The organism is Bacillus kwashiorkori (genome assembly GCF_001375515.1).
Lineage (GTDB): Bacteria > Bacillota > Bacilli > Bacillales > Caldibacillaceae > Bacillus_BK > Bacillus_BK kwashiorkori.
The window spans coordinates 182,379-194,770 of sequence record NZ_CTDX01000013.1 but is presented as its reverse complement, the minus strand read 5'-3'; the positions used below and the strand labels follow the sequence as shown (position 1 = coordinate 194,770).

At 34.2% G+C, this 12,392-nt stretch carries 9 protein-coding genes and 2 pseudogenes; 10 read left to right on the top strand and 1 reads right to left on the bottom strand.

Annotated elements, in window-relative coordinates; all coding sequences use genetic code 11:
• Positions 1-32: 32 nt before the first annotated feature.
• Entirely contained in the window at positions 33-1,262 is a 1,230-nt protein-coding gene (locus BN1242_RS05135) for an HD domain-containing protein (protein WP_062352311.1), read from the bottom strand.
• A 303-nt stretch (positions 1,263-1,565) separates the two neighbouring features.
• Between BN1242_RS05135 and istA the strand changes: the two genes are divergently transcribed.
• From istA to BN1242_RS05085, 10 genes and pseudogenes are all read left to right on the top strand, one after another.
• Positions 1,566-3,074 (top strand): IS21 family transposase, encoded by a 1,509-nt coding sequence (istA, locus tag BN1242_RS05130; protein ID WP_062352308.1) that lies wholly within the window; start codon positions 1,566-1,568, stop codon positions 3,072-3,074.
• Positions 3,074-3,799: an IS21-like element helper ATPase IstB gene (gene istB, locus BN1242_RS05125; protein ID WP_062351209.1), complete on the top strand. Its 726-nt coding sequence runs from the start codon at positions 3,074-3,076 to the stop codon at positions 3,797-3,799. The genes istA and istB overlap by 1 nt, the downstream gene beginning before the upstream one ends.
• Positions 3,800-4,332: 533 nt before the next feature.
• Positions 4,333-4,695, top strand: a complete 363-nt coding sequence (locus BN1242_RS05120) for an ArsR/SmtB family transcription factor (protein WP_062352306.1) — start codon at positions 4,333-4,335, stop codon at positions 4,693-4,695.
• The gene (locus tag BN1242_RS05115) at positions 4,692-5,309 is read left to right on the top strand and encodes a CadD family cadmium resistance transporter (RefSeq protein ID WP_062352303.1); all 618 of its coding nucleotides are present in this window, start codon (positions 4,692-4,694) and stop codon (positions 5,307-5,309) included. Before BN1242_RS05120 ends, BN1242_RS05115 begins: the two co-directional genes overlap by 4 nt.
• A gap of 394 nt (positions 5,310-5,703) precedes the next feature.
• Positions 5,704-6,176: pseudogene (locus tag BN1242_RS13900) on the top strand (cadmium resistance transporter).
• A 137-nt stretch (positions 6,177-6,313) separates the two neighbouring features.
• Positions 6,314-6,679 carry an ArsR/SmtB family transcription factor gene (locus BN1242_RS05105; RefSeq protein ID WP_062352300.1) on the top strand — a complete coding sequence of 122 codons (366 nt, stop codon included), beginning with the start codon at positions 6,314-6,316 and terminating at the stop codon, positions 6,677-6,679.
• Positions 6,672-9,335 (top strand): heavy metal translocating P-type ATPase, encoded by a 2,664-nt coding sequence (locus tag BN1242_RS05100; RefSeq protein WP_238985084.1) that lies wholly within the window; start codon positions 6,672-6,674, stop codon positions 9,333-9,335. The genes BN1242_RS05105 and BN1242_RS05100 overlap by 8 nt, the downstream gene beginning before the upstream one ends.
• Positions 9,336-9,531: 196 nt before the next feature.
• Positions 9,532-10,086: a copper resistance CopC family protein gene (locus BN1242_RS05095; RefSeq protein WP_062352297.1), complete on the top strand. Its 555-nt coding sequence runs from the start codon at positions 9,532-9,534 to the stop codon at positions 10,084-10,086.
• Positions 10,087-11,184, top strand: a complete 1,098-nt coding sequence (locus BN1242_RS05090) for a copper resistance D family protein (RefSeq protein ID WP_062352294.1) — start codon at positions 10,087-10,089, stop codon at positions 11,182-11,184. It abuts the gene before it with no gap.
• A 53-nt stretch (positions 11,185-11,237) separates the two neighbouring features.
• A pseudogene (locus BN1242_RS05085) lies at positions 11,238-12,295 on the top strand (flavin-containing monooxygenase).
• Positions 12,296-12,392 lie beyond the last annotated feature (97 nt).

The following is a 12,392-nucleotide window of genomic DNA, read 5'->3' as shown; positions in this document are numbered from 1 at the left end:
ACTAGGCATTACAGCGTAGAAAGGGCTTTTGTTTATTTCAATTCTTCGGTATTTTCATATCTACTATCCAAAAAGTCAACAATATGAATAATATACCCTTCAATAGTTTGTGGATTTCTAATACAGGCACCCCATTCAGGAAGGCCGTGATGACACAAAATACAATGTGAAATATGGTGAATATCTTCTAAAGAAATGGTAATATTTTCACTTTCAATTATTTTGGACAGGATAAGGACTCCATAAGGAATGTGTCCAATCATAACACCTAACTCATCCATTTTGATTCCAGTCTGTTTGCGGTTTTCAACGTTTGAATGATTGGCTGTTGGAAATAGAAACTTAAACTCTTCATATTTTTTTCCAGCATGATCGTATTCTAGTAATTTACCGATATCGTGGAATAAAATACTTGTCAAAACTATGTTATAGTTTGGAACAATATCTTTATGTTCCATCATACCGTAAAACATGGTATATAAATGATCAATTGTGTCTTTCCATACCAATTGTTGTGGATTCACAGTTGTTTGCATTTGCGCCCATATGTCACTTTTATGTGCTTTCTCAACCCGATTAATAAGTTTTAGTGTTGCTTGGTAGTGATTATTTTCATGTCTTAAAATGTATCTTGCAAATCTCATTAACCCAACTGTATGCTTTAGCAGTCCACCTAGATAGTTATGATGAAACCCTTTCGCTGCAGGTCTTATACAAAATTGATCCCAAAAACGATGCATAGCTGCATATGAAATTTCTTTAAAAGGGGAATCAAGTTCATCAAGATAAGAAAATAGTTCAACTGTCAAGTCCTCGATGTTTTGTTTTGTGTAGGCTAGTAAAGTAAAAGGATTAATATCCTCTTCACAAGGTTTAAGCTTGTTAATAGTTAATGATTTATGACCACGGTAATCTTCAACTCTTGCCTCAACATCAAATACAGAAAATGCTTCTAATATTGGTTTATTTATCTCTACAGCATTTTGGTTATCCCATAATTTAGCGTTTATTGCTCCAGCATTATTACTAAATCTCATTTTTAAGTACTGTTTATTAGTTTTTGTTGTTTCAACACTAAATTCGTTAAGTAGTAGTCGAACACGAACATTTTTTCCTTTTTCTACATTCTGTATGTTAAAAGTTTCTTCCCCGGTAGGTAAGACTGGTAGTGGGAAATCTCTCAGTATTTCTTTCCGTTTTATTTCAGAAGTCTCATATATAACGGGGATAAAATCATAAAAGTATGATTTTACTTCATTCATTTTCATCACTCCCATAAAAGAGGTAAGCCAATTAAAATGGCTATAGCAAATTCCTATGAATTCACCTCTTTTTATTTTACATTATAAATTAGTCTTTGAATAAGAAAAGTAACTTTTATTAATAAAAATGTAATCAATTAATAAAACAGTCTTTGTTTATGGCATCATAAAAATGTAGGTTATGGCATTCCTTTTATGTAGGTCCCCGCAGGGGTATCTAAATAAAAAAAGCCACTTGCTAACATCCCAAAAATTCAATACACTTCCTGTTGGAACCAATACTGGCAGGAGGTATATTAGGAGATGTTAGAAGTGACCGAAATTAATTATATCAGACAAGAAGTAAATAAAAAAGGCTACTCTTATTCGGATGTTGCTAGAAGGACTAACAGAGATTTTAGAACTGTTAAGAAATACGCTGACTTAGAGGATTTCCAACCAGAAATAAAAAGAGGAAAATCCCAACCATCTCCAGTGATGGACCCAGTTAAGGATCTGGTGGATCGATGGTTGAAAGAAGATATGAAAAAGAAAAAGAAATATCGTAGGACAGCCAAACGTATATGGCAAATGCTTGTAGATGAAGTTGATTTCAAAGGATCTGATCGTACAGTAAGAGCGTATGTTTCTAAACGAAAAAAGGAATTGCTTGAGGAAAGTGAAGAAGCTGCACTACCATTAGAAGCAAGACCAGGTGATGCACAAGTGGACTTCGGTGAAGCACCATTTAAAAGAAATGGTAGAGTTATAGATCTTCCGTATCTTGTTCTATCATTTCCATATAGTAATTCATTCTTAGTTCAGGTTTTTGAATCTCAAAATCAGGACTGTTTCTTAGAAGGATTAAAGCGATTCTTTCATCATTTAGAAGGAGTGCCAAAAAGAATCCGTTTCGATAACTTATCCCCCGCAGTGAAGAAAATACTCTCACATGGGAAGCGTGAACTTACAGAAGCCTTCGAAAAATTTGTATTGCACTATGGTTTTGAATATGAGTTTTGTAATCCTGGTGCTGGAAATGAGAAAGGCCATGTAGAAGCAATGGTTAAATATGTACGAAACAACTTCTTTTTACCTGAACGTAAGATATATAGATTAGAAGATTTAAATAGTGGGTTATGGACTGAGGTGGAGAATGATCGATTCCGTCCTCATTACGAAAAAAAAGAAGAGATTAGTAGATTATTTGAGGAAGATAAGGATGCTTTATTATATTTACCACCTAAAGAGTATTCGGGAATACGTTATGAAATATTGAAGGCTGATAAATATGGTTATGTACAAGTCGATATGAAAAGGTATTCCACTTCTCCTCGTTATTCTAATCAAAAAGTATTAGTAGGTGTAACCTATAATCGCATCGATATCCTTACGGATGATTATGAGGTAATAGTGAGCCATGAACGCCTATATGGGGAGACATCGAAGTCAATGAATTGGCAGCCATATCTATCGCTTATGGCAAAAAGACCAAATGCTCTAAAGTACACAACATTTTATAATCAGCTTCCTGAAATATGGCAAAAATACTTACATGAATGCACAATGGAGGAAAAGAAAAAGGCATTACTCTTATTATCTACGATATTAAAAGAACATCGTCTAGAGATGGCTACAGAAGCATTAAAAATAGCCTCTGAAGGAAGTCATCCATCTTCGGAAGCAATAAAACAAGTCTTTCATCAACTAGTTCATGGTCGTGGCCATAGACAAACACTAAAGTTGAAAACTAATGTTCCAGCTATGCCACCGGCAGAACGTGGAATGAGCCGATATGATGCCTTCTTTACTATAGAAAGGAGGCAAGCATGATGCAAGATAAGATTCAGGAATATGCCAAACGATTAAAACTTAGTTGGATTCGTGAAAATTTCCATACGGTAGATGTGAAAGATTCGCAAGAATATTTACTACATCTTTTTGAAAAGGAAATAGAGCAGCGCGAGGAGAGAAGAATTAATCTTCTACTAAAGGCGGCAACCTTGCCAAACGTGTCCGGCAAACCTTTCGACTGGAAAGACATCCAGCTTGGACAAGGCTTAAGTCAACAAAATCTTTTAAATGGTGATTTTATTGAATCAAAAGAAAATATGATTTTTTATGGCGGGGTTGGTGCAGGAAAAACGTATCTTTCCACACTAATCGGAATGAATGCCATACAAAAGTATGGCAAAAGAGTAAAGTTTTATACAATTGCCTCTCTCGCCAATGAACTGTTAGAGGCGAATGAGAAAGGAACGCTGAATAAGCTGTTTAAAAAAATTGAAAAGCTTGATTTATTGATACTCGATGAGCTTGGCTATATTCCATTGCATAAGCAAGGAGCAGAGCTCCTTTTCCAAGTGATTTCTCTGTGTTATGAGAAAAGGAGTATTATCATTACTACAAACCTCCAGTTCGGACAGTGGAACCATGTATTTGGAGACCCAATTCTAACGGAAGCAGTAGTAGATCGGTTGATACATCACTCCCATTTAGTACTTTTTGGGGGTGATAGTAACCGGATGAAAGAGTCGTTGGCATTAAGAGGTATTTAAAATTTAATGTTGGCAAGTGAACTGTAAAAAGGATTGCCGTTTTATACATTTTTCTCTTGCCAAATACACAGTCTTAGCACAGGAAGAAAAAACAGATAAAAATACAAATTCAGCGCTTAAAATCATTCAAATATTCATTTGATATAAGAATATATAGCTGTAAAATTACAAATGATATTAACAATCAAATATACATTTGAGTATAGGACAATAACAATAATTTACGATAGGAGTGATTTACTTTGATAACAATGAATATTGCAGATGAATTGAGCCACTTGTGCGGAGTTTTAAGCCAGTCATTGCGGAAAAAAGAGCCACCTTTTGTGGAACAGAGAGCAACTAATAAAATCACATTATAAAATTTGGATTGTGAAGGGTTACACTTAAACTAAAGTGGCAGTTTAGTTGAAGAAGAATTGCGGGTACGTACCCCACTCTTCTTTTTTTTATTCAAATATTTGCTTGAATGACAAATTTAAAATAGTTATAATATATTCAAGTAAACGCTTGAATGATGGAGGGGTGATAATGTGAATAAGAAAGATACTTGTGAAATTTTTTGTTACGACGAAGAAAGGGTTAATCGAATACAAGAGGATTTACAAACCGTTGATATTTCAAGTGTTGCCCAAATGTTAAAGGCTATTGCTGATGAAAATAGAGCAAAAATCACCTATGCTTTGTGTCAGGATGAAGAGTTGTGTGTTTGTGATATAGCAAGTATCTTAGGAGTTACGGTAGCAAATGCTTCTCATCATCTACGAAAACTTCACAAACAAGGAATAGTTAAGTACCGAAAACAAGGAAAACTCGCATTTTATTCGTTAGATGATGAGCATATTAAACAGATAATGATGATTGCATTAGCACATAAGAGGGAGGTAATAGTATGATTACAACGATACTTACAGCAGCTGCTATTTATGCAGCAACAGGGATTGATTACCTTGTTATTTTGATTCTCTTGTTTTCGCAAATAAAAAAAGGACAGGAAATACATATTTGGATAGGAAAGTATATTGGAACGGGAATTGTAATAGGAGCAAGTCTTTTAGTTGCTCTAGGAGTTTCAATCTTAATTCCCCAACGATGGGTTATAGGACTACTTGGACTTTTACCACTTTACTTAGGTATAAAAATATGGATTAAAGGAGAAGAGGATGAAGATGAAAGCGAAATTTTATCCATATTTTCTTCAGGTAGGTTTAATCAGTTATGGGTGTCAGTCATTTTTATCGTATTGGCTTCCAGTGCAGATGACTTTTCTATTTATGTACCCTACTTCACAACGTTAAATGCGACTGAAATCCTTGTTTCTATTATTGTCATTTTAATTATGATTGGTGTTTTAATCTATGTCGGCTATCGTTTAGCCCACTTGAATTTTGTCTCGGAAACAATTGAAAAGTATGAACGTTGGATCGTTCCAATTGTTTTTATAGGACTAGGAATTTATATTATGTTTGAAAATGGCACATTCAACGCTTTATTTTCATTCCTATTTTAACAAACGGGTGCTTTAGTGGAAGATTATGAGCCTAATTCCTCGCAAAAATTATAGAGGGATTAGGCTTTTATTTCTTTCAAAACCTTTAACGTTGTAAATTACCCTTTCCTGACGTTATCCATTGGTAAAACCTGCGATTTTTCCTGTAAACGGACAAAAGTTATATCAATGGTGGCGACTAATAGAACTTAAACTAAATATCTTGAACATTGGTGAGTCTCCTTTCCGCAATTGCTGGCTTAATTATCCGCATACAGTGGCTCAAACCGTCCGCAATACTCAAACAACGATAGTATCAGCTATTGTCTCATACATAGCGACAAGTATTGATTATATTGTGATTTTAGTTGTTCTATTTGCACAAGTGAAAAATTGAAAAGGTAGGGTAAGAGATATTGTTTTAGGCCAATATTTAGGCTTTAGTGTACTAACCATCGTTAGCCTATTAGCAGCTTTTGGTTTAGCATCTATTCCCCAACAATGGATTGGCTTGCTTGGTTTGATTCCAATTTTTATAGGTTTAAAAGTTTTATTTAAAAAAGAAGAAGAAGAAATTGTTGAATCCACTAATAGATTCAGCAGTTTTATACTAAGTGTCACAGTCATTATGTTAGCTGCCGGTGGGGATAACTTAGGTGTCTATATTCCTTATTTTACTGTGCTAACACTATTGAACTAATCGTTACTATTGTAATTTATTATATTACTGCGGCAGTGTTATTATATCTTTGCCAGCGGATATCAATTGTAAAAGGTATATCTGAAACAGTAGAAAAATACGAAAAGATTATCGTTCCAATTGTATTTTTAGCTTTAGGAATTATGATTATGTTTGAAAATGGAACTTTTAGTATGATATTAAATTGATTCAATTAAACCATGCTATAAAAAGTAATAAATTTTTAAATGTTATTCAAATATTTGTTTGACTATTTGTTTATTGTTGAATATATTATAAGTATATTTAGTTATTCAAATAATTGTTTGAATATAAGGGGGATAATATGACAAAAGATATTTGCGAAGTGACGTGTATTAATGAAGAGAAAGTCACCAGAGCTAAAAATAACCTTGCTGAACAAAACCCAATAGAAGTAGCTAAAGTTTTTAAGGCTCTTTCCGATGATACAAGGGTAAAAATTGCCTATGCTTTGTCTTTAGAGGGAGAATTATGTGTATGTGATGTAGCGAATATTGTAGGATCTACAAACGCTACAGCTTCCCATCATTTAAGATTGTTAAAAAATCTAGGTTTAGCCAAATACCGCAAAGAAGGAAAATTAGTTTATTATTCATTAGATGATGAGCATGTAAAACAGCTAATACACTTAGCCTTTGAACATCAGAAGGAGGGGATTGAAGTTGACTGAAGCAATAAAATCAGCAGATAAAAAAGTATATCGGGTTGAGGGGTTTTCCTGTGCAAATTGTGCAGGTAAATTTGAGAAAAACGTTAAAAATATCGCGGGTGTACAGGATGCAAAGGTAAATTTTGGTGCATCAAAAATAACTGTTTTTGGTGAACCGACTATTGAAGAATTAGAAAAAGCTGGTGCATTTGAGAATTTAAAAGTAATTCCAGAAAAACCTAGACGTCAAGCACCACAACAAGTTTTACAGGATGTAAAAGTAGTTCCAGATGTATACCGTGTAGAAGGTTTTTCATGTGCAAATTGTGCTGGAAAGTTTGAAAGAAATGTAAAAGATCTTCCGGGAGTAAAAGATGCAAAAGTCAACTTCGGAGCATCAAAAATAAGCGTTTTCGGTGAGACTACTGTAGAGGATCTGGAAAAAGCTGGCGCATTTGAAAATTTAAAGGTGACTCCAGAAAAAACTAGACGCCAAGCGCCACAAAATGATACACAAAACATAACTATGGATCCGAATGTATACCGTGTAGAGGGGTTTTCTTGTGCGAGCTGTGCAGGTAAGTTTGAAAAAAATGTTAAGGAATTACCCGGAGTACAGGATGCAAAAGTCAACTTCGGAGCATCAAAAATAACTGTTTTTGGTGAACCGACTATTGAAGAACTGGAAAAAGCCGGTGCATTTGAAAACCTAAAAGTTATCCCTGAAAAAACAGTAGGTCAGGCTGTACAAGGGAGTAAGGAAGAAGAAGAGGCTAGAAAGGAAGTTAAAGTTCCATTTTATAAAAAACATAGTACATTACTGTATGCTTCTTTATTAATTGTTTTCGGTTATCTTTCCATGTTTGTAAATGGAGAAGAAAACCTCATTACTTCTTTACTATTTGTAGCATCTATTGTCATTGGAGGATATTCACTTTTCAAAGTCGGTTTCCAAAACTTGCTACATTTAGATTTTGATATGAGGACCCTAATGACCGTGGCTATTATTGGGGCGGCCATTATCGGGGAATGGGCAGAAGGAGCAATTGTTGTTATTCTCTTTGCAATCAGCGAAGCTTTAGAACGATTCTCTATGGATCGAGCAAGACAATCGATTCGCTCATTAATGGATATTGCCCCGAAAGAAGCACTCGTTAGACGGAATGGACAAGAAATAATGGTCCATGTTGATGACATCATGGTTGGTGACATTATGATCGTGAAACCCGGTCAAAAGATTGCTATGGATGGTGAGGTTGTAAGTGGAAACTCATCCGTTAATCAAGCTGCTATTACTGGTGAATCAGTCCCTGTTGCAAAAGCAATTGATGATGAGGTATTTGCAGGGACAATAAATGAAGAGGGGTTACTAGAAGTAAAAGTAACTAAACTTGTAGAAGATACAACGATTTCTAAAATTATTCATCTTGTTGAGGAAGCCCAAGGCGAACGCGCTCCAGCACAAGCTTTTGTCGATAAATTTGCCAAATATTATACGCCAATAATTATGGTTATAGCAGCATTAGTTGCGATTGTACCACCATTACTCTTTAATGGAGATTGGGGAACATGGGTTTATCAAGGTTTAGCTGTTCTTGTCGTCGGTTGTCCTTGTGCGTTGGTCATATCGACTCCTATTTCTATTGTTTCAGCGATTGGAAATGCGGCGAAAAAAGGTGTTCTTGTAAAAGGTGGAATTTACCTAGAAGAAATGGGCGCATTAAAGGCTATTGCATTCGATAAAACAGGTACATTAACAAAAGGTATCCCAGTTGTTACCGATTATAAAGTTTTGAATCAAAACGCAAATGAAAAAGAATTTTTATCGATTATTACTGCTTTAGAGTACCGTTCTCAACATCCTCTTGCATCTGCAATTATGAAAAAAGCAGGAGAGAAAAATCTTTCTTATTCAAATATCGTTGTAGATGATTTCACTTCCATAACGGGAAAAGGGATTATGGGTATAATTAATGGAACAACGTATTATATTGGAAGTCCTAAACTCTTTAAGGATTTAACAACTACTAATTATGATAAGAACTTAGAAAATGAAGTAACAACTCTTCAAAATCAAGGGAAGACAGTTATGGTTTTTGGAACGGACAAAGAAGTCCTTGCAATTATTGCGGTAGCTGATGAAGTCCGTGAATCAAGTAAAGATGTCATTCAAAGGCTACATCAATTAGGAATTAAAAAGACGATTATGCTAACAGGTGATAACAAAGGTACTGCAAAAGCAATAGGTAGTCAGGTAGGCGTATCAGAAATTCAGTCAGAACTGATGCCGCAAGATAAATTAGATTATATTAAACAATTGAGATCCGAGTACGGAAATGTTGCAATGGTTGGTGATGGTGTTAATGATGCCCCTGCATTAGCAGCCTCTACAGTTGGTATTGCAATGGGCGGAGCAGGTACAGATACGGCCATTGAAACAGCTGATGTTGCTTTAATGGGAGACGATTTAACTAAACTTCCATTTGCTGTTAAGCTGAGTCGTAAAACTTTAAATATAATTAAGGCCAATATCACCTTTGCAATTGGAATTAAATTAATTGCCTTATTATTAGTCATTCCGGGTTGGTTAACGCTTTGGATTGCAATCCTATCAGATATGGGGGCAACAATTCTGGTAGCATTAAATAGTTTACGACTAATGAAGGTAAAAGAATAGAATAGAGAGGGCTTTCCAATTGGAAGGCCCTTTGCTTCTTCTGAGTAAATTTAATTGTACTATATATTATCAATATCAGTGGGTAAAAAATCATCCAAAGCTTCCTATCAAATTACAACTCGAAAATTCATTATGTATGCTATAATAGTGTAGCTATAATTTTCGGAATATTTAAATTTGAAAAAGGAGACAGAGAATGGGGAAACGATTGTTATTATTACTAGTATTTGTATTTAGTTTATTTTCCAATCAAGTGTTAGCACACACTTCACTAGTAGACTCCACACCTAAAGATGGTCAAGTAATTACCGAACCTATTCAAGAGGTAATTTTAATATTTGGAACAAAGATTGAACAGACGAGTACACTTAAAGTTTCAACTTCAGGCGGAGATTCTGTTGAATTAAAAAAATTTGTAATTGAGAATGACACAATGAGGGCTACCATAAATCAGCCCTTACAAAACGGTTTGTATAAGGTTGATTGGCAGATAATTGGTGCAGACGGACATCCAATACAAGGAGCTTTTTCTTTTTCTGTGGATATCCCGCCTGATGAGTCGGATAGTAAATTGGATGATAATGAGGAAAAAAAACAAGTTGAAGATGTTCCTAGAGCAACCCCTGCACAACTAAAACCTGAAGTAAAACAAAGCAACCTACCTTCTTATATTATTCCTATCATTACAAGTCTTTTATTTGTAATCTTTATCCTTAGCTTTATTTGGCTAATGAGGAGGGAGGAAAAATAAATGTTTATCATCGGATTCATCAGTGAACCCTTATTATACCTTTGTTTTTCGATTCTAATGGGTAGTTTAATTTTACGTATTGTACCTAGTACCCACAGACCTGATTTTAATGTGCAGAAAAGAATTCTCATGGCTGCAACAGCCGGGATTGCTATTCTTTCATTTATACCTGTCCTACAAGTAATTTTATATCTTTATCAGGATGTTGGGTTTGCAAAAACATTTATATTGGTGCTATTTACCTTTGAAGTGGGGAAATCATGGATTTTTACTTACTTGATCTCAAATGTGTTATTTATTTATATTATTTGGTTTGATTATCGAAAAAGGTCTCTATATGCATACATAGGTTTGGCTATAACTTTCCTATTAATTTTAGCATTAGGTTGGTCAAGTCATGCGAGTTCGATACAGCAGTTGAAGGGCTTTATTGTACATACAATTCACTTTCTTGCTGTTACTAGTTGGGTAGGAATTCTAATTGTAGTTGGTTGGACTTCAAAAAATTATTCAAATTGGATGAAGTTTTTAAAATGGTTTACACCATTTGCGTTATTATGTTTCATTACAACTGTGGTATCTGGACTATCATTGATGAACGTTGTCATTGATTATAAAGATTATACCAATTCTTGGATGCTTCCATATGGTCAATCACTACTAATTAAACATCTGCTCATTATTCCTTTAATAGTTTATGCATTTATTAATAGTATTTTAATTCGAAAAAGAATAAAGAACGATGACTATTTCAATCCAATACCATGGATAAAAGTGGAGAGTCTCATAATATTTTTGATCTTTTCGGCAACGGGAGTGTTGGGTCAGCAAGAACCCCCACATGATATCCAACAAACATTGACTGCATCAGGATTGTCAAAATTATTTGATCTGTTTTACCAAGGACATATAGTACATGATTCACAACTTGTTATACATTTAGGTATAAACAGCCTCCTATTATTAGCCTTAACCTTATGTTTTATTGGATTAACTATAGCTGCCTACATGAAAAAAGCACCAATTCTTTTTGGGTTTATGATGAGTATATTTACAGTAGTGTCATTATATTTATCACTAATAACAGCAATTCAATAAATACTTTACTATTCATCTTGTAAAATTATCACTTAAAGGGGAATTTTTGTCATATGAAATTTGATGTAATTGTAATCGGCGGAGGACAAGCTGGTCTAGCAACGGGATATTTTCTAAAAAAACTAACTTATCCTTTTTAATTATTGATAAATGTGAAGCAATTGGAGAGGTTTGGAAAAACAGATATGATTCTCTTAAATTATTTACTCCAAGATATTATAGCTCATTACCGGGATTAGCCCTAGATAATAATCAGGACGATTATCCAACTAAAGACGAAATTGTCCAATATTTGTCCACTTATGCAAAAACTTTTGATTTACCATTAAAATTGAATACAAAGGTTCAACGTCTTCACCTAGCTAATCAGGAATATATAATTTCAACAAATAATGGTGAATTTACTGCTGCAAATGTAATCATAGCTACGGGTGCTTTTCAGAATCCATTCATACCAAGGATGAATGGTTCCCTTTCTGATCAGATTTATCAGTGCCATTCATCACATTATAAAAATCCGAAACAATTAAAAGAAGGGCCAGTATTAGTTGTGGGTGGGGGTAATTCGGGAGCGCAGATCGCAGTTGAATTATCGAAGGAAAGAGAAACCTACTTATCAGTTAGCCACAAAATAAAATTCCTTCCGCAAGATATTTTGCATAGAAGCATTTTTTTGTGGTTAGATAAATTAGGAATTTATTCAGCAAACGTTAATTCCATGATTGGTCAATTCATTAAGAAACAACCTGATCCTATATTTGGTAATGAGCTTAAAATACAAATAAGAACTGGAAAAATAATAATTAAACCTAGAACTATATCTATTAGTAACGATAGTATCATATTTAAGGACGATACTAGAATAAAAGTTAATAATGTCATTTGGTCAACAGGCTATAAATCAGATTATAGATGGATTGATATAGATGGAGTACTAAACGATAAGGGTTTTCCAATTCACCAAAGAGGGATTAGCCCAATAAAAGGTATTTATTTTATAGGATTACCTTGGCAGTACAGTAGAGGTTCGGCACTTATTCAAGGCGTTGGAAAAGATGCAGAGTATTTGATTAAACATATTCAAAATAATGCAAAGGTTACTATAAAATAACTTTAATTTATTCTACTAAGAATGCTTTTTTCTTAAAGATTTTGTAGGTTTTTTATTATTACACGAAGAGTATTAAAAAGAAAAAGGAGGAAATCAA